This is a genomic window from Frankia sp. Cppng1_Ct_nod, from assembly GCF_920656135.1.
GTDB lineage: Bacteria > Actinomycetota > Actinomycetes > Frankiales > Frankiaceae > Protofrankia > Protofrankia meridionalis.
The window spans coordinates 26097-45625 of record NZ_CAKKTK010000004.1; the positions used below are offsets into that span (position 1 = coordinate 26097).

At 66.0% G+C, this 19529-nt stretch carries 22 protein-coding genes and 1 pseudogene; 11 read left to right on the plus strand and 12 right to left on the minus strand.

Annotated elements, in window-relative coordinates; genetic code table 11:
* The first annotated feature begins 2 nt into the window (after positions 1 to 2).
* From NBW77_RS02290 to NBW77_RS02300, 3 genes are read left to right on the plus strand one after another with little or no spacing between them, the layout of a single operon-like run.
* Positions 3 to 416, plus strand: a complete 414-nt coding sequence (locus NBW77_RS02290) for a DUF4395 domain-containing protein (protein ID WP_131748767.1) — start codon at positions 3 to 5, stop codon at positions 414 to 416.
* On the plus strand, positions 413 to 1246 hold the full coding sequence (locus NBW77_RS02295) for a sulfurtransferase (RefSeq protein ID WP_131748765.1): 834 nt from the start codon (positions 413 to 415) through the stop codon (positions 1244 to 1246). Before NBW77_RS02290 ends, NBW77_RS02295 begins: the two co-directional genes overlap by 4 nt.
* 2 nt (positions 1247 to 1248) lie before the next feature.
* Positions 1249 to 1548, plus strand: a complete 300-nt coding sequence (locus tag NBW77_RS02300; RefSeq protein WP_131748763.1) for a DUF1416 domain-containing protein — start codon at positions 1249 to 1251, stop codon at positions 1546 to 1548.
* Positions 1549 to 1634: 86 nt separating this feature from the next.
* Here NBW77_RS02300 and NBW77_RS02305 read toward each other — a convergent pair whose 3' ends face one another.
* Both NBW77_RS02305 and NBW77_RS02310 read right to left on the minus strand, forming a co-directional pair.
* Positions 1635 to 1862 carry a hypothetical protein gene (locus NBW77_RS02305; protein WP_165486298.1) on the minus strand — a complete coding sequence of 76 codons (228 nt, stop codon included), beginning with the start codon at positions 1860 to 1862 and terminating at the stop codon, positions 1635 to 1637.
* A 177-nt stretch (positions 1863 to 2039) separates the two neighbouring features.
* A complete protein-coding gene (locus tag NBW77_RS02310; RefSeq protein ID WP_131748761.1) occupies positions 2040 to 2402 on the minus strand; it encodes a DsrE family protein in 363 nt (120 codons plus the stop codon).
* Between the two features lie 222 nt (positions 2403 to 2624).
* Here NBW77_RS02310 and NBW77_RS02315 point away from each other — a divergent pair, with 222 nt between their 5' ends.
* Positions 2625 to 3158, plus strand: coding sequence for a nitrobindin family protein (locus tag NBW77_RS02315; RefSeq protein WP_131748870.1), 534 nt, complete (start codon positions 2625 to 2627; stop codon positions 3156 to 3158).
* A gap of 32 nt (positions 3159 to 3190) precedes the next feature.
* Here NBW77_RS02315 and NBW77_RS02320 read toward each other — a convergent pair whose 3' ends face one another.
* Together NBW77_RS02320 and mshA are read right to left on the minus strand one after the other, a co-directional pair.
* Positions 3191 to 3685, minus strand: a complete 495-nt coding sequence (locus tag NBW77_RS02320) for a type III secretion system chaperone family protein (RefSeq protein WP_131748759.1) — start codon at positions 3683 to 3685, stop codon at positions 3191 to 3193.
* A gap of 58 nt (positions 3686 to 3743) precedes the next feature.
* A complete protein-coding gene (gene mshA, locus NBW77_RS02325) occupies positions 3744 to 4982 on the minus strand; it encodes a D-inositol-3-phosphate glycosyltransferase (RefSeq protein ID WP_242606101.1) in 1239 nt (412 codons plus the stop codon).
* 344 nt (positions 4983 to 5326) lie between these two features.
* On the opposite strand from mshA, the gene NBW77_RS02330 reads away from it, so the two are divergent.
* Positions 5327 to 6316 (plus strand): class I SAM-dependent methyltransferase, encoded by a 990-nt coding sequence (locus NBW77_RS02330; RefSeq protein WP_502799420.1) that lies wholly within the window; start codon positions 5327 to 5329, stop codon positions 6314 to 6316.
* Between the two features lie 61 nt (positions 6317 to 6377).
* Here NBW77_RS02330 and NBW77_RS02335 read toward each other — a convergent pair whose 3' ends face one another.
* From NBW77_RS02335 to NBW77_RS02345, 4 genes and pseudogenes are all read right to left on the minus strand, one after another.
* Entirely contained in the window at positions 6378 to 6890 is a 513-nt protein-coding gene (locus NBW77_RS02335; RefSeq protein ID WP_131748754.1) for an O-acetyl-ADP-ribose deacetylase, read from the minus strand.
* 52 nt (positions 6891 to 6942) lie between these two features.
* Positions 6943 to 7758, minus strand: a pseudogene (locus tag NBW77_RS02340) (type II toxin-antitoxin system HipA family toxin); the annotation flags it as partial.
* Positions 7759 to 7785: 27 nt separating this feature from the next.
* Positions 7786 to 8208 (minus strand): HipA N-terminal domain-containing protein, encoded by a 423-nt coding sequence (locus NBW77_RS22240; RefSeq protein WP_349816945.1) that lies wholly within the window; start codon positions 8206 to 8208, stop codon positions 7786 to 7788.
* Entirely contained in the window at positions 8183 to 9883 is a 1701-nt protein-coding gene (locus NBW77_RS02345) for a DUF262 domain-containing protein (protein WP_131748752.1), read from the minus strand. Before NBW77_RS02345 ends, NBW77_RS22240 begins: the two co-directional genes overlap by 26 nt.
* 155 nt (positions 9884 to 10038) lie before the next feature.
* On the opposite strand from NBW77_RS02345, the gene NBW77_RS02350 reads away from it, so the two are divergent.
* Positions 10039 to 10626 (plus strand): DUF1269 domain-containing protein, encoded by a 588-nt coding sequence (locus NBW77_RS02350; protein ID WP_250279217.1) that lies wholly within the window; start codon positions 10039 to 10041, stop codon positions 10624 to 10626.
* A gap of 96 nt (positions 10627 to 10722) precedes the next feature.
* Here NBW77_RS02350 and NBW77_RS02355 read toward each other — a convergent pair whose 3' ends face one another.
* The 4 genes from NBW77_RS02355 to NBW77_RS02370 all read right to left on the minus strand — a co-directional run bounded on the left by NBW77_RS02355 (position 10723) and on the right by NBW77_RS02370 (position 14603).
* A complete protein-coding gene (locus NBW77_RS02355) occupies positions 10723 to 11676 on the minus strand; it encodes an aldo/keto reductase (RefSeq protein WP_131748748.1) in 954 nt (317 codons plus the stop codon).
* Between the two features lie 186 nt (positions 11677 to 11862).
* On the minus strand, positions 11863 to 12354 hold the full coding sequence (locus NBW77_RS02360) for a hypothetical protein (RefSeq protein ID WP_242606093.1): 492 nt from the start codon (positions 12352 to 12354) through the stop codon (positions 11863 to 11865).
* 66 nt (positions 12355 to 12420) lie between these two features.
* A complete protein-coding gene (locus NBW77_RS21990; RefSeq protein ID WP_131748746.1) occupies positions 12421 to 13158 on the minus strand; it encodes a helix-turn-helix domain-containing protein in 738 nt (245 codons plus the stop codon).
* 206 nt (positions 13159 to 13364) lie between these two features.
* Positions 13365 to 14603: a DUF349 domain-containing protein gene (locus NBW77_RS02370; RefSeq protein WP_250279218.1), complete on the minus strand. Its 1239-nt coding sequence runs from the start codon at positions 14601 to 14603 to the stop codon at positions 13365 to 13367.
* Positions 14604 to 14874: 271 nt separating this feature from the next.
* Here NBW77_RS02370 and crcB point away from each other — a divergent pair, with 271 nt between their 5' ends.
* The 5 genes from crcB (at position 14875) to NBW77_RS02400 (ending at position 19519) form a co-directional block, all read left to right on the plus strand.
* Positions 14875 to 15369: a fluoride efflux transporter CrcB gene (gene crcB / locus NBW77_RS02375; RefSeq protein ID WP_131748744.1), complete on the plus strand. Its 495-nt coding sequence runs from the start codon at positions 14875 to 14877 to the stop codon at positions 15367 to 15369.
* Positions 15366 to 15704: a DUF190 domain-containing protein gene (locus NBW77_RS02380; protein ID WP_131748742.1), complete on the plus strand. Its 339-nt coding sequence runs from the start codon at positions 15366 to 15368 to the stop codon at positions 15702 to 15704. The genes crcB and NBW77_RS02380 overlap by 4 nt, the downstream gene beginning before the upstream one ends.
* Complete coding sequence (locus NBW77_RS02385) at positions 15701 to 16054, plus strand: fluoride efflux transporter FluC (protein WP_131748740.1); 354 nt, start codon at positions 15701 to 15703, stop codon at positions 16052 to 16054. The genes NBW77_RS02380 and NBW77_RS02385 overlap by 4 nt, the downstream gene beginning before the upstream one ends.
* A gap of 354 nt (positions 16055 to 16408) precedes the next feature.
* Positions 16409 to 17761 (plus strand): extracellular solute-binding protein, encoded by a 1353-nt coding sequence (locus NBW77_RS02395; RefSeq protein WP_250279219.1) that lies wholly within the window; start codon positions 16409 to 16411, stop codon positions 17759 to 17761.
* 408 nt (positions 17762 to 18169) lie between these two features.
* Entirely contained in the window at positions 18170 to 19519 is a 1350-nt protein-coding gene (locus tag NBW77_RS02400; protein WP_250279236.1) for an NsdA family TPR-like regulatory protein, read from the plus strand.
* Positions 19520 to 19529 lie beyond the last annotated feature (10 nt).

Sequence of the window (19529 nt, forward strand, 5' to 3'; positions counted from 1 at the left end):
TCGTGGTCGACCCGAGAGGTCCCCGGTTCGCCGCTGCCGTCACCAGCGTCGTCCTCGCTGCGGTCCTGCTGACCGCAAGCGGCTGGTTGCTCCTCGCGCAGACGATGGTGTTTCTGACCGGCGCGGTGTTCGGGCTCCGGTGCGCGCCTTATGGGTTGCTCTATCGCGTGGCGATCCGACCCCGGCTGGGGCCGCCGGCCGAGCTGGAGGACGAACAACCGCCACGTTTCGCGCAGGCGGTTGGCGCGATCTTCGGCGGCGCGGGTGCGGCCGGCTTTCTCTCCGGTGTTCCAGCGCTGGGCTACGTCGCCACCGGGCTTGCATTTGTCGCAGCATTCCTGAATGCTGCCGTCAGCTTTTGTCTCGGTTGCCAGATATATCTCGTGATACGTTCCCTGAAAGGAGTGCACGCATGAGTCGTACCAGCGCGCTCGTCGACCCGGCCTGGGCCGAAGCGCATCTCACCGACCCCAAGGTCGTTCTGGTCGAGGTTGACGAGGATGTCTCCGCGTACGACAAGGGCCACATCCCGGGTGCGGTCCGCCTCGACTGGAAGTCGGAGCTGCAAGACCCGGTCATCCGTGACTTCGTCAACAAGGAGCAGTTCGAGAAGCTCCTGTCGGCCAAGGGCATCTCGAACGACGACACGGTCGTTCTCTACGGTGGCAACAACAACTGGTTCGCGGCCTATGCCTACTGGTATTTCACCCTTTACGGGCACGCTGACGTGAAGCTGCTCGACGGTGGTCGCAAGAAGTGGGAGCTGGACAGCCGAGAGCTGACCGATGGGGTCTCGGACCGGCCGACGACACAGTACGCCGCGAAGGACCCCCGCACCGACATCCGGGCCTTCCGGGACGAGGTCATCGCCGCGATCGGTGCGAAGAACCTCGTCGATGTGCGGTCGCCCGACGAGTTCGCCGGGCGGCTGCTCGCCCCGGCGCATCTCCCGCAGGAGCAGTCGCAGCGGGCCGGCCACGTCCCGACCGCGAAGAACATCCCGTGGGCGAAGACCGCGAACGAGGACGGCACGTTCAAGTCGAACGACGAACTGACCGCCTTGTACTCCGAAGCCGGGGTCGACCTGACCCAGGACACCATCGCCTACTGCCGCATCGGCGAGCGTTCGGCGCACACCTGGTTCGCGCTGCATGAGCTGCTCGACCTGCCGAACGTGAAGAACTACGACGGCTCCTGGACCGAGTACGGGTCACTCGTTGGTGTCCCGATCTCGAAGGACGTCTGAGCGTGTGCGGGGCAACCAGCGGCGGACCTTCGGTGGAGGGAATTGACGTGGCCAAGGAAACTGTCATCCAGGGTGTTGTGATAAAGGACGGCTCGCCTGTTTCGGCAGGGTACGTGCGTCTGCTGGACGAGGGCGGTGACTTCACGGCGGAGGTGCCGCTGTCGGCGACCGGCCAGTTCCGTTTCTTCGCCCGGCCGGGCTCCTGGACGGTCCGGGCTCTGGTCCCGGGGGCATCCGGTGAGCGGAAGGTCGTCGCCCGTCAGGGCGAGCCGGTCGACACCGAGGTCGAGGTAGCCGCGTAGGTAACCGGACCGGTCCACTGGCGGTTGTCGGCGGACGGGCCTTTCGGATATTTCTTCCGAAAGGCCCGTTCTGGTTTCCGGGACTGTCAGGAACTGCCGGACCGTGGCAGGGGAATATGCTGGCGAGCGGGCATCACCTTTGTCGGTACGGCAAACGCCATCGGGCCGACGGTGTAGTCGTGCATACCGTTGTCCGCCGCGAACCCGGCCGCGGAACTTCGGTCCGGAAATGGTGCGACGACGCGCCGGACCGTGCGCTGCGCCGTGCTGTCGAACTGGACAACTGCGTACAGGACATCGGGTTCGTGCATCATACGATCACCAAACCGCATCAGCCTCACGTCGTGAAGGAGCTCTGTCGTGTGCTGGACGTGGTCTGCTGTTGCAGGAGCGGTTGCCGGCGTGACTTGATGAACTCCCTCGGTCACCGATGGGGGTGTATGGGTAGTTTGCAGACGACTACCCGCCGACACCCGTAGTGCCCGTCGGAATCAGTAGACGAGACCCTGGGCGCCTTCGGCCAACACCTCGGACACGAAGACCGCCGCACCGGCGATGCGCACGCCCGCGAGCACGTCGTCCGGACCGATGGCCCGCCGCGCCGCACACTGGGTACACAACGTTACCCGCCCTCCGGCCAGAACTGCGTCCAACAGGTCCGCGAGGGGGCTGGACTCTGCCAGGACGAACTCGGCGGCACGTCCGGGCAACGCGAACCAGGCGGACTCGCCCGTCAGCCACAGGGAGACGTCCACACCACTGGCGACCCCGACGGCGGCAACGGTGAATGCCTGCGAGCATCGCTCCGGCGCGTCCACGCCCGCGGTAGCTTTGATCACCAGTGAACGGCTCATGGCTCCAGTCTTGCAGCCGATATCACAGAACCGGAGTGACACAGGCCGGACGGGTGTGGCCAGGCTACGCTAGGCGTGTGCTGGAAATATTCTTCACCGCGCTCCTGATCCTCGTGGCGGTACTCATCGGATGGTTCTCGGTGTACGTGGTCTACAAGCTGTACTCGGGTCAGCATTGAGCGGGTTCGACGCGTGCATGCGCGGGACCACGCAGTCGTGACGGTGTCACCCGGGCCGGTGGTCGACCTGCATCCGAACCTGCTGCCGCTCGCCTTCCTCCTGGGCACCTGGCGCGGTGAGGGCGTCGGCGGCTATGCGGGGATGGACGGCTTCCGATACGGCCAGGAGATCGTGTTCTCCAGCACCGGCCGTCCTGCCCTGTCCTACGAGTCCCGGACCTGGTGGCTCGGCGAGCCGCGGGACGGACGCAGCGAGGGCAGCCCGCTGGCCATCGAGGTCGGATTCTGGCGGGTGCAGCCGCCGGACGGCGACGGGCCGCCGGCGGTGGAGGTCATGCTCGCTCATCCGTTCGGCATCAGCGAGATCTACGTCGGGGATGTCGCCGGCACCCGGGTGGACCTGCGGTCCAATGTCGTGATTCGTACTGCCACCGCACGCGAGGTGAACCGCTCCGAGCGGCTGTACGGCCTCGTCGAGGACGGTGACCTCGCCTACGCCATCGACATGGAAGCCGAGGGCAAACCGTTGCAGTCCCACCTGTCCGCACGCCTTCAACGGGTACCGTCCGGCGCCTAGCTTTCGCATACCGCCGTAGGTTGCAAGGTTGTTCAGCCTTGCAGCCGCGGGTTTGCGTCGGCGGCGGCGACTCGGGCGCGCCAGGCCTTCTCTCGCTCGATGGCGCCGGCGAATCCCAACGCGACAGCCGGATCGAAGTTCTCGTCCGAGTAGGTGCGTGTGCAGCCGAGCACGCGGTCGATCTCGTCGGCGGTGATCGCCGTCAGTGGAAGTCGGCCGGTGAGGTAGACGTCGCCGACGAGGTCTATGGAGAAGTGCACGCCATAGCTCTTCGCGTTGCGCCCGAGCAGGAACGCATACGTCCCGGCCAGGTTCTCGGCGGGCTTTCGCATGAAGAACGCCTCGATGAGCAGGGTGTGGTCCAGCACGACCAGCCATGTCATCGTCCGGAGCTTGTGGTCACCTTCCACAGTGACCAGGAACGATCCCTCATCCACCCGCTCGTAGGACAGACCGATGTCGTCCAGGGCATCGTTGATCACCCGGTCGATGCGTGCCCGTTCGGCGCTGTCGACAGGCAGTGACACGGCTGCTCACCTCATCATGATCCTGGATGCGAGATCCTGAAGGTCGGGTTTGCGGAGATCAGGCCGTTGCGGGAACGGCCATCGGCGCCGCAGCGTCACGGTAACCGGCCAGGACGCCGCGGGCGGTGGCGGACCAGCCGAACTCCACCGCCCGGGCGAGCGCGCCGGCTGCAAGCCGCCGCCGCCAGCGAGGCTGACCTGCGACCCTGGCCAGAGCGTCCGCGTATGCGGCCGGATGGCGTTCCTCCACCAGGATGCCTGACACCCCGTGGCGGACAGCCGTGCGCAGCCCACCGACGGCAGCCGCGACGACCGGTGTCCCACAGGCCTGTGCTTCCAGCGCAACCAGACCGAAGCTCTCACTGTGACTGGGAACGACCACCGCGCTCGCGGCCCGGTACCAGTCGGCCAGCTCCGGTTGCGGTACCGGCGGCTGGAACCGGACGACGTCGGAGATACCCAGCTCGGCGGCGAGTTTCACCAGAGCGTCGGGGCGGTCCAGACCGGATCCGCTCGGCCCGCCGACCACCGCGACGACCAGGCGGTCACGCAACGCCGGCTCACGGGTCAGCAGATGAGCGGTGGCGCGTAGCAGCATGTCAGGTGCTTTCAACGGCTGGATACGCCCGACGAACGCCAGCAGCACCGCGTCCGGCGAAATACCGAGGCGGGTTCGCGCCGCCAACGGGTCGCCGGGACGGAACACATCCAGGTCGACGCCGGGCGCTACCACGTCGACCAGGTCGGGATCCGCGCTGTAGAGGTCGATCAGATGCCGTCGCTCGTCAGCGGTGGACGCGATCAGTCGGCTCGCGCCGGCGATGACCTCCTGCTCGCCGACGATGCGGTGGGGCGGCTCAGGCCGGTCGCCGTGGGCGAGCGCGCTGTTCTTCACCTTCGCGAGGGTGTGGGCGGTGTGCACGAGCGGTACGGCCCACCGGCGGGCGAGAGCGAGACCCACCTGACCGGACAGCCAGTAGTGCGAATGGATGACATCGAACCAGCCGGGTTCATGGGCGGCCTCGGCCCGCAGCACGTCCGCGGTGAACGCGCACAGCCAGGCCGGAAGATCCTCTCGGCCGATATCCTCGAAGGGACCGGCCGCGGCATGGTGCACCGTGACACCTGGTGCGAGCTCGACCGCTGGTTGCACCCTGCTGCTGGTGGCTCGGGTGAAGATCTCCACTTCGGTGCCGAAGGCGGCCAGCTGCCGGGACAGCTCCACGACATACACGTTCATACCGCCCGCGTCACCCGTTCCCGGCTGTTCAAGCGGCGACGTGTGCATCGACAGCATGGCGACCCGTCGCGGGTAGCCGGACCGGACGCGACGCACCGACCACCTCCACACCAACCCGGACGCACCGGCCATCCACTACCCGGTTGTCCGAACAACGGATCCGCTGGCTGCATGCCCGGACAGCGTGTCTCCCGCTGGGCTGGAACCATTTGGTGCCGAATTTCATCGGGCCCGGTTTCCCGGCGGGAGCCCGATTCATCCTGCCAGCGACAGAGCCGATCAGCGGATATCGGATGAAGCATGAGACTCATCTGACTTCCGTGACCGACCGTGGTGGGTGTCACGGAAGTGGGTGCGGCCAAGCGGGCACCGGCAGCCGTCCCTGCTCAGCAGGGGGCGTGATGGTGGGCTGTGCTCGGTCCTGCGATCGTGATGGGGTGTCAGGTGCCTCTCCCGCCCGTCGCGGCGAGCCGCGGCTCGCCGCAGGCAGGGCCAGAGCACTCGGGCTCGCGACCCGAGGGACGACCAATCCGAACAGGCTGCGTAGGGTTGATCGCTGGATCGTCGGGACGCAGGCGGCCCGGCTGCGCGGCGTATCCGCACCGCTGGTCGTCGATCTCGGTTACGGCTCCTCGCCGGTCACCACGGTCGAGCTTTTCGAACGCCTTGAACGGGTCGCCCCGGGCGTCCGGGTCGTCGGATTGGAGATCGACCGGGAACGGGTGGCCGCCGCGGAACCGGCCGCACGTCCGCCGGGACTGGCATTCGCCCGCGGCGGCTTCGAGCTTGCGGGACTACGTCCAGTTCTCGTGCGGGCGATGAACGTGCTCCGCCAATACGAGACCCCGGCGGTCGGACCGGCCTGGGCGTCAATACTCGACCGGATCGCCGGTGGCGGTCTGCTGGTCGAGGGGACGTGCGACGAGATCGGCCGACGTGCCTGCTGGTTCGCTATCGACCGTCCACCGGGCGAATCCGGGCAACCGGGGACGTCCCTGTTCACCTCGACGTTCACCTCGACGTTCACCTCGACGCGGCCGTGGCCGTGGCCCGGCACCCCGACACTCACCCTGGCGGCGCATCTGCCGAGTCTGGGGCGTCCCTCTGAACTCGCGGAACGGCTGCCCAAGGCACTGATCGCCCGTAACGTCCCCGGTGACGACGTGTACGCGCTGCTGAGCGCGTTCGACGACGCCTGGACGCGGATGGCGCCGCGCGCAGTGTTCGGGCCGAGACAACGGTGGGTTGCCGCGGTCGAGTCCCTGCGAGCGGACGGGTGGCCGGTGCGGGGAAACCGACGGCGATGGCGACTGGGCGAGGTCACGGTTGCCTGGCCGCCGACGCCGACGCCGACGCCAGCCAGTCGGGATGTTCCCGCTGCCGGTGGGTGAGGCAGGGGTTTCTCATCCACCGAACGGCGGCCGGCTCATCGGTGACCCGCTGTCAGCGCTGTCAGGTTGTCAGCGCTGCGCGGAATGCGGCGTAGCTGCGTTCGTCGAACAGCACGAAACGGGCTTCCCGCACGCCTGTCGGCGTCGCGAGGACCGTGTCCACGGCGATGCGGGCGGCATCGTCCAGCGGCCAACCGTAGACCCCGGCGCTGACCGCGGGAAAGGCCACGCTCAGCGTTCCCAGTTCGTCCGCGACCCGCAGGGCCTGCTCGTAGCAGGACCGCAGCAGATGCGAACGATCCCGGGTGGCCGACCAGATCGGGCCGACCACATGGATGACATGGCGGGCGGGCAGCCGTCCCGCCGTTGTGGCCACGGCCTGCCCGGTCGCCAGACCATCCGCCAGCGTGGTCGCCCGAAGCTCGCGACACGCGGCGAGGATCTCGGGCCCACCGCGGCGGTGGATCGCGCCGTCCACCCCGCCACCGCCGAGCAACGACGAGTTCGCCGCGTTGACCACGGCATCGACCACCTGTTCGGTGATGTCACCGTGCACCAGCGTCACTTCGGTCATGTCCGCCATCCTTGACCATCCCGTTCCACCGGTGTGTCGGCTGCGGCCGGAGTCAGCCCAAGGTCCGAAGCAGTGATCGGCGATGTGCCGTGATATTTGCGGTGATGCTCTCCAGAACAGTGTGGTTGGTACCCAGGTTTTCGGCGTGCATCGGCCACAAAGTGTCGACCTTCTTCACGACGGAGGTCACCTGGTTCGGTAGGTCCGCGGCCGACACGGTTAGTTTTTGCTGCAGCCGGAAAAAAGTATCCAGGGTCACGGTATCGAACCTGTGTTTTCCGCCGAACTTCAGGCCAAGGCTCTCAGGGCCGTCCGCAGTTTTTCGATATGCGGCGGTGGATACAAGGTCATACGCTGGCGAAAGTGTTGGAATTCGCGGATCACGATAGATCAGTGACCAGTTCTTCAGGTGCGCGTCCCCGTTAGAAATCAGGATGTTGAAGGCCAGTCGGCGGGTGAACTCGCGAAGTGCTTCGATGTCGTGGCCGCGGTATACGAGAGCCGCTACCGTTTCGTAGTTACCTGTGTATTTGGCATCCGGATAGACATTCCGTACCTGTGCGAGGTCTTCGATGTGGATCAATCAGCGGTGCTGGTCCCGGTCGAAGCGGCGGACGGCAAATGCCCATTCCTCCGCGAATTGCCATACACGTTGTGGGAGACCGTCGAGTTCGTCCCGATGGACCAGCCTGACAGGTGGAACGTCGATACCAACAGACGCCGCGAGCGACATCATCGTGTACTCGTTGCGGGGGACATCCGAGTAGCGATGATCGGGAAGTTTGACAATCCAGTCACCACCCTCACCATATGCGGGAAGTGTGAGTCGGTCGTCGGTGGCAAGCATCGAGAACTTCAATGCAATACCCGCGAGCGAAAACCGCCAGCCGGGTGGTCATCCGACTATATCATTGATTTGACTGAAATTTTTAGGACGCATTCCACCGTCCCGCGCGGACTTCTCGGGGGGCTCGTCCCCGGCCAGGATCCGAACTGCCCCTGGAAGGTCATGACCCACTTGGGTGAGCAGCTCCATCTCACGAGTGGCGGAAACTCCCCGGTCGGCTGCTATCCAGTCCCTTAATGGCCCCTCTGGCAGCAGATTCGAAAACCAGGGTGGGACTCTGAGCGCGCTGGAGTGACGCGCTGAAAGGTTTTGCTCGAATATCAGGCCCAGAACAGGTCTTTGCGGGTCCTCTTGATATTCGTTGTTCAGGGTGAACCAGGTGTGATCGCCGCGTTGGTGAATCGTACCAACTCGTCGATCCTGCAGCCAGACCGCGTGCAGGGACTCAGGAATCGACATTATCGTCCCCATCGAGATCGCCAAGAATCAGATCGTCGATCGGTGGGGTGTCTTCGAAGCCCCACTCGCACTCATGCTGAAGGAATCTCCTGAGATCATCGCGAATAATTTTCTGACGAGCATCCAGAAACTCGGTGAGGTGGTTCTCGGCGAGCAGTCCGGCTGCGGAACGCGTAATAGCGTGCGAGCGGAGCACGGTATCCCACTGTTCGTCATCGAGGCCCAGTGGTTGCTGGGAGAACAGGGCATCGATCTCGTCGATCGGTTCTTCCTCGGTGGGCATCAGTAGCCTGTTCGCGGCCCACATGCGGTATTGTTCGGGGACAGCTTGGCGACGGAGTATACGGTGAACCGCCTCAGCCGCGGTGGTCTGGTCGGTCAGGCCCTCCGACAGGTCGGAGGGCTCATAGGGTTCACCTGTTCGTGGAGAGCGTGGTCCTGCCTTCCACCATGCACAGAGTACGATTTTTGTGCCGGCATCGTTGGTTCTGAATCTCGACAGGTCGGGTATGGTATCTTCTTCTTTCCCAACGGCTTCGAGAATACCTTGTACAGAGCCGGAAAGGTCATCCGGCCTGACTCTTGAACACAGTACGCGCATTGCGCCGGTAACGCTTCCCTTGAAGACTCCCGGACCAGCGAGGGCGGCCCGCCAGTACCAGCGACGAAGAAGGCGGAGGTTGCGCTGATCGGGGTGAGGATGATGCGCAAAAAAGCGAGCAAGTACGACCAGTAGATATCGATAGGCGAGAAGACTGTAATGGGCGACACCTGCTTCGTCCTTCAGGAAGGTCACCGCCTTCCGTAGCGCCTCCTCGCCCGCCTCGTAGGCCGTATCGCGGTCCTCCCCGGGAAACTCGGTTTCCCTTCTTCCTTGGTCATCGAATTCGTTACGAATCTCGCGGGTGATGTCCGGTCCACGTCGTGCCAGAATTGCGTGGAGCACAGTGTCGTCGTCAATAAGACCGAGGCTGAGTTCGTCGTTGATGTGGTCAGCTATGAGGCTGATGTCGAGGCGGCTGTCCTTGGTGGCCTCATCGCCGGCGTAGAGGGCAGAGAAGACTTCGGCTCGGCTCAGCCGCTTGCCGTAGTTGTTCATCCGGTCAAAGATATCCCGAAGAACCATTTCGTCACCCTGTTCGACCTGGTAGGCGGGAATTTCGAACTGCCGGATGGTCTTTGTTACCCCGGTTGCCTGGTCAAGGTGGTCACCGATTTCCTGATGGCTTGCGAACCACCTGATCAGACGTTGGAGGTCGAAGAGTACCGGGAGCGGGATCAGCCAGGGGTTTTCCTGACCGGGACGGGGTACGAAGTTTCCTTCACGGAGATCGTAGGCGAGCGAGAAACGAGGCTGCGCGCAGCCTTCCTCATGGAGCGCATTTGCGAGGCTGGTGATTCGTTGCTGCCCATCAACCACCCAGAACGCCCGCGGTATGTGTGGTGCTTTGATGGTGAGAGCGCCGAGTCGGACCGACTGCTTCGGTCCTGGACGAACCCAGAGTAGGAGGCTCCCCACCGGATAGCCCTTGACGATGCTGTCGAACAGACGGACCACGTCCTGGCGTCCCCAACGGAGGTCCCGCTGGAAGTGCGGGACACGGATCGCACCTTTCCACGCCTGGGTGACCAGCTCTTCCACGTCGTAGGTGGTCGCGCTAGGACGGGTATCGAGCCCGGCTCTCATCGGATCCTCCTCTGTCGCCCTTCAGGATCCCAGGTCCTACCGACACGTTGACGCCACGGGCGATCTGGCTGGTGGTCTGCGTGGTCGGGCCGGCCTGTCGCGGTAGCGAACAGACGTGCCTGTCGGATCCGGGCAGGCTGTCGGGACGCCGGACGGTGAGCTCGGATGGGGTCTCACCCGGCGGGGGTGGGGACACCGGCCGGCCGCTCGCCCACGCTGAAAGCCGTCCCGGAGGGGAGCCGAACGTGGCTGAACTCGTCGTACTCGGTTTCGACAGTCGCAAGCAGGCCGAGGAGGTCTGGGATGTCGGTCGGCGCCTGCGCACGGAGGAACTGGTCGACTTTGAGGATACGGCGCTCGCCTGGCGTGAGCCGGATGGCCATATCAAGATCCAACAGGCATTCAACCCGACCGCCGCCGGCACGGTCGGCGGTGCGCTGTGGGGAACGCTGATCGGAGCAATCTTCCTCGTGCCGGTGGTCGGCCTCGCGGTCGGAGCCGCCGGCGGTGCGCTGGCCGGTCGGCTCAGCGAGGTCGGCATCGATGATGACATGATCAAAAGGGTTGCCGGCCACCTGCAACCGGGCAAGGCCGCGCTCTTCGCCATCGTTCGGCGGTCAACGCCCGACAAGGTCGTGGATGCGCTGCGGCCTTACAATCCCGTCGTCATCAGGACATCGCTGACCGAAGAGCGTGAGGATGACCTGATCAGGGCGCTGCACGGCGTTCCGGCCAGCGCCTGACCGCCGTCACAGGCGAACCGGTGCCGGGCCTTTCCGGTCCGTCAGCGGTTCGCCTGTGACGCGTCGTTTGCCGTTCCGGGTATCCGCTGTGCCCGGTCAGAAAGCCGGACGCCGGGTCGGGGTAATCTTGTCGAGGACGGCGAGGTCGTCGGCGCGAGGTTGCCATTCGCCGGCCGCGGCATTGGCCCGAACCTGTTCCGCCGTGGTCGCACCGGCAATGACCGACGAGACCGCCGGCTGTGCGGCCAGGCCACCGATCGCGACGTCCAGTATGGAACGGCCGCGTTCACGGGCGAATGTTTCCAATGTCTCGATCTGGTCGAAAAGCTCGTCGGTCAACTCGTCCTGACGGCCCGCGAGCCGGGTACCGGATGGCGGTACCTCGTCCCGCAGGTACTTGCCGGTGAGGATGCCGTTCGCGAGGGGGAAGTATGGCAGGATTCCGATGCTGTATTTCTGCGCCGCCGGGACGAGTTCGGCCTCGACGCGGCGTTCCAGCAGGTTGTAGTGGTTCTGGGTGGAAATGTAACGAGTGGTTCCGGATGCGCGTGCCGTCCACTCGGCGTCCGCGACCTGCCAGGCGGTCAGGTTGGACGAGCCCACGTAGCGGACCTTGCCCTCGCGGACGACCTCGTCGAGGGCGGCCAGCGTCTCCTCCACTGGGGTGAAAGCGTCGGGATTGTGAAGCTGGAAAAGGTCGATGTAGTCGGTCTGAAGCCGACGGAGTGAACCCTCGACGGCTTTGCGGATGTAGCGACGGGAAGCTCGTGCGTTGAAATCGGGTCCGTAGGCGCCGCCCATGTCGTTACCGAACTTGGTAGCAAGGACCACGCCGTCGCGTCGGGTCCGCAGCACATGGCCGAGCAGGGTTTCCGACCCGCCCTTGTTGCCATACGTGTCGGCCGTGTCGAAGAGCGTGATGCCGTTGTCGAGTGCCGCCGAGACAACGGCCCGGGTACCCTCGAGATCAACTCGTGACCCGAAGTTGTTGCAGCCGAGACCCACGACGGACACCAGTAGGCCGGAAGAACCCAGTGAACGATAGCGCATCTGCCGATACAACACGACGGACCGCGAACCCCGGACGCCCGGGTCCGGGGTTCGCGGCAACCGAAACAGATCGGTGATGTCCGGTTGTGTCTGCCATGTTTCGGTGGAGTCCGTGTGCCGGCTCAGGTCAAAACAGTGACCGCTGGAACGGCACCGGGTGGATGGGTGCGGGCCGGACTCGTGACATCAGTTGGACGTGGCCGCGTTGCTGACGGCCTTGCCCACGGATTCGGCGGCGCGCCGGGTCGAGGTGCGGGCGGCTTTGGTCTGGCTGACCGCGGCCCTCGTACGGGTAACGGCCTCTTCGGTGGCCGGGCTCCGGCGAATGTTGGAAACTCGCTTCTCGCCCCGGTCGGCAAAGTCGTTGTAGAGCGATGTTGCGCGTCCCTGCAGGTCGGAAAGCTGGGAGCCGACCGATGAGGGCAACGCCTTGACGGCGGTCTGCACGCTGGTCGGAAGCTTCTGCGCCCGGGCGGAAATGCCGGTGACCAGGCCGGGGAGCTTCTTTACCTCGTCCACGTAGACAGTGGGAATGCTGAGGATTTTTTCCACGGCGGCGTCGGCGGCTCCGACAGAGGCATACAGGGGCTTACGGACCTCGGACAGGGGGATCCTGACGTCCGCCTCGATCTCGGCGGTGTCCTCGGACGTATGGGTGGTGGTTCGGATGGTCGCCACGGCTACCTCCTGTTTGTAACTGTCATCTGACCATCGGTTGTGTTTTTGTTGCTTACGGCTTGTTCATCAAGCGTCCGCATTCGGGTGATCGCTGTCCGCTTCGTCGGCATCCACGGCCCGGTGCGGCGTGCTGTCGGACGATGCGGGGCCGGCGTTCGCGTTGGAATCCTCACCGGATTCAGGCGTGATCACGGCCAACCGCTTGCGTTGGGCCGCCGGTGTCCGCTTCGAGGCGGCGCCGGTCGTTCGCGGTCTGGGAGCAGTGGCGGAGCCGGAGGGTTTCCGCGCGGCCGCGGTCCTTGTTGCCCGGGCGCCGTTGGGCGAGCTCACGGTCGTTTCGGCTGTGTCGGCAGGTGTGTCGGCTGTGTCGGCGTTCGCGTCACTCGCTGGCCGATCGGGATCGGAGCCGCTCTGCTCCGGATCCGGGCCGGACGCCGCCGCGGCTTCGGCGACCAGGCCGTAGGCCACGTTTTCCTTCCGGAACGCGTCATAGATCTCGACGATGACCTGCTTCTGGCGCTCGGTGAGAGCGGTGTCGGCAAGGACGGCGGTGACGACATCGTTGTCGGCCGACCGTTCGTCGAGGATGCCGGCCTGTATGTAGAGCACCTCGGCGGAAATCCGGAGTGCCTTGGCGATCTGTTGCAGGATCTCCGCGGACGGCTTTCGCAGACCACGTTCGATCTGGCTCAGATAGGGATTGCTGACTCCGGCCTGCCGAGCGAGTTGACGGAGTGAGATCTGCGCGGCCTTACGCTGATCCCGGATGAAGTCGCCGAGATCGCGCATATTCAGGGGCGGCACGTTGGGTGTCAACCTCCTCCCATCTGCGCGTTGCGTGAACCGTCCGGATATCTGGACGGCTCGCGACGCCGGACAACCAACGTCTCGCAGCGTACGTCCGGATGCTAGCTATGGCAAGCACCCGGCTAGCGGTTTTGGTCCGAATCGCACGCTCGTCCCGGTGACGGGGGCCGCATCCGATATGGCTCTTCTCGAGCTGTCCGAGATCAGCGGGTCGCGTGCGAGAGCCATTCGCGCTGAGTGGCAAGTGCCGATTCGGCCTTGGCCACCTCGTCGGCGTGTCCGTGCGCCCGAGCACGCTCCAGCTTTGCCTCCAGCTTGGCAACGGACTCCCGTAGCGTTGTCACGAACGGGGATTCCGCGGTCTCCTTCCGGCGCCACCGGACGTCCGCTGCCTGCCGGATCCGGTCACCTGCCGCGGACAGCCGGCGTTCGAGATCGCCGACGGCATCCCGGGGCACTTTCCCGATGGCGTCCCAGCGTTCCTGGATCTCCCGGAGTCTGCGCAGCGACTGGTCGGACTGGGTGGGGTCGAGCGCGGCGGCCTCTGCGAGCAACTGCTCCTTGGCTGCCTGGCTCGCGCGCAGCTCGACGTCCCGCTCGGCGTTGGCGGCGTTGCGCCGAGCAAAGAACGTGTCCTGCGCGGAGCGGAAGCGCAGCCACAGGGCGTCCTCTGCGTCCTTGGGCGCACGCCCCGCAGACTTCCACTGGTTCATCAACGTCCGGTACTGAGCGCTTGCGGATGACCACTCGGTCGAGTCGACGAGCGCCTCGGCCTCGGCGAGGATCGCCTCCTTGCGCTCCCTGGACTGCGCACGCTGCTGGTCCAGCGCGGCGAAGTGGGCGGTCCGGCGCCGGTTGAACTCCTCGCGGGACGCGGTGATCTTTTTCCACATCTCGGTGTCCGTGCGACGATCGACCCCTGTGATCGCCCGGAACTCGACGGCGATCGCGCGGAACCGCTCGCTGGTGGCCTTCCAGCCGGAACTGGGGGCGAGCCGTTCACCTTCGGCGACGAGAGCCTGCTTCGCCTCGATGGCGGCGGCGGTCCGTCGAGCACGTTCGGCGGACCGCAGGGTCGCCCGTTCGTCGGCTGCGCCAAGCACTGCCTCAAGCCGCGTGGCAAGGATGCCCAGGTCACCCACGGCCGCCGCGGCGTCAAGGGACCCGAGCAGCCGGCGCGCACTCGAAGCAAGATCTGCAGGGTCGGCGCTGGGGACGGTGAGCCGCTGTTCGAGCAGCACCACGTCGGCCACCAGGTCGTCGTAGCGCCGGGCGAAGTGCGCGAGGCCCTCCGCAGGACTGCCGGCACGCCAGGAGCCGACAGGGCGTTCACCCGCGGGCGTTCGCACGTAGACGGTGCCGTCGTCGCCGACGTGCCCCCACTCGGAGCTGTTGCGCTCACTCATTGTGGTCCCGAAGATCGACATCAGGTCGACTGTCATTCTTGCAGGGATCGGGTCGATGGGGCACACCCGATTACCGCCTCGGCGGCAAAGGCACTCCGGTCGCACTCTGGAGGATCAACGTTCGCCGGTCGGTGGCACTTGTGGCCCCGATGGCACCCGTACCGCGATGTGTCGACTTGCCCCGTAGACTGAGGACGGCTACGCGGCGGTGGGGCTCGCCGAACCCGATCCGTCGCCGGAACCATCCAGGCGACCAACGGTCCCTACCCGTACCGTCTCGGCGAACCCGCGGGTAGGCGAATGTTGCATGGATGTTCCCACACAGTCGTTGGAGTCCACGGTGGTCGATGCCGACCTCGGCGTGGTTGTCCCTTCCCGGAATCCAAGGTCGTGGTCGGCCGATCGCGTGGTGCTCGCGGTGATCGCTGCCGGTGGCGCGGCCGGCGCGGCGGCCCGTTACGGGATCGGGCAGGCCTGGCGTACTCCCGCCGGGGCGTTCCCCTGGACCACACTGACGATCAACGCTGTGGGCTGCGGGTTGATCGGCATCCTCATGGTATTGATCACGGACGTGTGGTCGGCGCACCGGCTGGTACGTCCGTTTCTGGGAACCGGGATTCTCGGTGGGTTCACCACCTTCTCCACCTACACCGTCGATGTCGAGCATCTACTGGATGCCGGTAGGACCGGCCGGGCGTTGGGCTACCTCGTGCTTACCGTGCTCGTCGCGCTGACCGCCGTGTGGGCCGGTGTGGTGGCCACCCGGCTCGCGAGCCGGATCCATCGGAGGGACCGGCGATGAGGCCGAGTGGTCCGGCGCTCCGATTGACGATCTTCATCGGGGATGGTGACACCTGGCATCACCGGCCGTTGTCGAGCGAGATCGTGCGGCGAGCCAGGGCCACGGGTCTGGCCGGTGCCTCGGTATTTCACGGGGTGGAGGGCTTCGGTGCTTCCTCGGTGGTGCACACGGCCCGGTTGCTCAGCCTCAGTGCGGACCTGCCGGTGGCCGTGGTCATCGTCGACGTCGCCGACAAGATCCGCTCCTTTCTGCCGGAACTGGACGAACTGGTCACCGAAGGACTTGTGATCATCGACGAGTGCGAGGTCATCCGCTACGTCGGGCGGCAGCCATGAGCTGGTTGCTCGTCCTGATCGGCGCGGCGCTCGGCGCCCCACTGCGCTACCTGGTCGACCGGACGGTGCAGGCCCGCCACGCCAGCGTGTTCCCCTGGGGGACGTGGACGGTCAACACCGCCGCCAGCCTGCTCCTCGGCGTGCTTGCCGGTACCGCTTCATCCGATCTGCGCCTCGTGGTCGGTACCGGGTTCTGTGGGGCACTGAGCACCTACTCCACCTTTGGCTATGAAACCCTGCGGCTCGCCGAGGACGGCGCCGTCCTCTACGCCGCGGCCAACGTGCTCGTCGGTGTTGTCGGTGGGCTGGGAGCGGCAACCATCGGTATCGCGATTGGTCGCACCATATAGCGAAATATCGACTGTGCATCCTTACAGTATTCGTTTCTGTTATTGCAATGATTCTCACTCTGTAGGTGTTCGAGACGGTCGCGGTCCTCACACAGGGCGGTCTACCCGGCTCCGGCACCGCGATCGTGTACTACATTTGCGAGGCAGGATTTACCGGTTCGTTCCGGATTGGGTATGCCCCGTGCTCGCTGCGCTCTTACCGGTGGCCGTTGTCCTGCCCGGTGTCGTCCGCCGTGGAGCCGGTAAACCTCCTTGTGCCGACGCAGATCGGTGTCGTCCCGAATTATGTGACGATTTCCGCTCCTGGTACCACCGGCACCGGCGTCGAGACATGAGAGCCTGAGAGGAAGACACGTGATCTGGACTCGCCGCTCGACGCGGCTCGCGCTCGCCGCTGCCGTGTTCACGGTCACCGCGTGCGGGGCAGGCGGTGCGCACGGTCGGTCGGCCGGTTCCAGCCTTCGCCCGACCGTCCGGCCCGCCACCGCGGCCGTGGAGGAGGTGGACGGCGCCAAGGCGTCAACGCAGTGCGCCGCCAGGGTGAAGACGCTACGGATGACCGTGAGCGGGCCGCTCAATGACGCCGCGAAGTCCGGCAAGGCCTACATGGAGAAGGCCCATCCGGGTCTGACCGTCGAGATCACGTCGACCGCGACCACCTACACCCAGATCGTCCAGCAGATCAACGCCGACGCCGCCGCCGGTCGCAGAACGGACCTGGCGGTGGCCGGATTCGACCTGCTGCCCACGTTCGTCCAGCAGCTCGACGCGCAGGAGGTGTCACCCCGTCTGCTGCGCGCGTCCTACGACCAGCGGCTCACATCCCTCGGTAAGGTCGGCAACGAGCTGTACGCCGTGCCGCAGCAGGTGTCCATACCCGTCCTGCTGTACAACGCCGACCTGCTCGCCAAGGCCGGCGTCGATCCGGCGTCCCTGAAGGACACCGCCGGTGTGCTCGCCGCGGCTGAGAAGATCAAGGCGACGCTGCCGGGCGTCCAGCCGATCGACCTACCCACCGGGGACCAGTTCGGGCAGTGGTTCCTGAACACCATCGCCGGGTCGAAGGGCGCGAACATCTCCGACGCCGCGGGTCGACCGGACTTCAACAGTGCCCCGGCACGTGATGCCGCCGGCTTCCTGGCAAAGGTCGGCAGCTACGGTCCGCAGTCGAAGGCGCCGACCGACGCGCTGGTCCGCTTCGGTCTCAGCAGGAAGACCGCGATGGTCGGCGCGAGCATCAACTCGGTGGTGCCGGGGCTGCGGGCCGCCCTGGCCCAAGGCAAGGGCGCGTTCCCGCTCGGCGTCGCGCCGCTCCCGGTGCTGCCCGGTGGCGCGCAGCACCCCGTGGCCGGCGGTAACGGTCTGGTGGTGTTGGCGACCGACCGCTGCCAGAACGAGATGGCCACCGAGCTGATGGTGTCGCTGCTTGCTCCGGATGTGGTCGCCGCCGGTGTTGAGGCGCTCAGCTACCTGCCGGTCGACCTTGAGGCCGCCAACCGACTCGTGTCGCTCTACAAGCAGTACCCGCAGCTCGTGCCCTTCAACGGCATGATCGATTCGATCGTGCGGGCACCTTACTGGGCTGGGGTGCGGGGTGGCGAAGTACCCACCGTGGCATCCGACGCGGTCCAGAGGATCATGGCGGGGGCGGATGCGGCGTCCACCCTGGCCGAGCTGCAGACCCAGGCGGAGAACCTCACCGGATGACCGCTGGTCGCCGGCATCGCGGTCGGGACGCGGTCGGCCGGGAGCGGCTGTTGTAGGTGGATCCGTGATACGGCGTTTCCCGGGGACCCCCGCCACCGCGGGGGTCCCCGGCCGTGATTTCTCCAAGTGATCTCAGCGTGGTCCGCGTACCCACACCGTCCGCAGCCAGGTCTAAGATCTTGCTTGACAGCAAGTAGGTGGGTAGCTGATGAGTATATAGATGGCCATCCCGCGATGTAGCCGCGATGAGCGTTGCGAAACCTGTGCAGTCAGCGCGGTTGTCGGTGATGTGTTGTCCTTCTGTGGCCTTCGTGCGCGCATCGCTACATGATCACGACTGTGCCGGGTGAGGATGCGCCACATAGCGTCGTGAGCCGCTCACCAAATGCGACTCGAGGGAGACGGATGATGTTGACTGAAGGCGCCGGCGCCTGCACTCACCCGCTCGCGTTCGTCCGGGCGCAGCGCGGCTGGTCCTACCAGCGGTTGGCCAGGGTGGTGGCGCGTCGTGCGCGCGACCTGGGAGTGGCCAACATGGCGGCGGAGCGCCAGAAGGTCTGGCGATGGGAGCATCGGGGCGTTGTGCCTGACCGGGTGTCCCAACTGGCCCTTGCCGCCGAACTGGGGGTCTCGACCGACAGGGTCGAGTCCCACCCCTGGCCCGCGTGGCTTCCGACCGGTGATGTGGTGCGCACCGACTACCCCTGGTCCGGAGTGGGCAGCGTGACTTCCATGATCGACGTTGTTGAGGACGCACTCACCGACCGCCGGGGGTTTCTCACCATCACCGGGACAGGTGTGGCGACGTTGGCCAGCGAGTGGCTCAAGCTGGAACCTGCCCACCTGACCGCGGCACGGGACGGCGGTCAGGTGGACGCGCAGATCGTCAACCGTATCGAGCACAACATCCCCGGCTTACGGCTGATGGACGACCGGCTCGGCGGCGAGAGCGTCCGGCGACTGGTCGACGCCGAACTCGGCGTGGTCACCGAGCTGCTTGCCCGTGGCTCGTACACCGAGGAGATCGGGATGAGGCTCCAGCTGCTCGCCGCCGAGCTCGCCCGGGTCGCCGGCTGGGCGTCGTTCGATGCCGGCTACCACACAAGCGCGCAACGTTACTGGATTGCGGCCCTGCACGCTGCGCACGCTGCCGGGGACCGGCTGATCGGCGCGAACATCATGAAGAACATGGCGCTGCAGTGCGTCGACTTCGCCCGCCCCCGCGAGGCCGTCGAACTGGCGAATGCGGCGGTGGCCAGCGCTGGTGGCATCAGCGGACGGGCCGGTGCGATGCTCCAGATGAGACTGGCGAGGGCGCACGCGGCCCTGGGGGAGCCGACCGAATGTTCCCGCGCGCTTGCCCGCTGCGAGACCGCGTTCGAGCGGGCCACCCCGCAGGACCCCGCGTGGGCCGGCATCTTCGACGAGGGGGCGTACGCCGCCCAGATCGGGATCTGCTATATCGACCTCGGTCATCTGGCGCATGCCGACCGGTGGCTGGAGCAGGCCCTCGAGGTGCACTCGGCCGTCCGCGCCCGAGACCACGCCACGTACCTGCTCCGCCGCGCGGCCGTCCAGATCGACCTGGGCAACCTCGATCACGGATGCGCCCTCGTCCGCGAGGTCGTGCCGCTGCTGGAAGCCACCCGGTCGCAGCGCAACGGACGTAGGGCGGAGGAGGTACGCCGACGTCTGCGCCGACATGCCTCGGACCCGCAGGCGCGGGAGGTCGACCAGTTGCTCGTCCGTCCGACCTGACCACCTGACG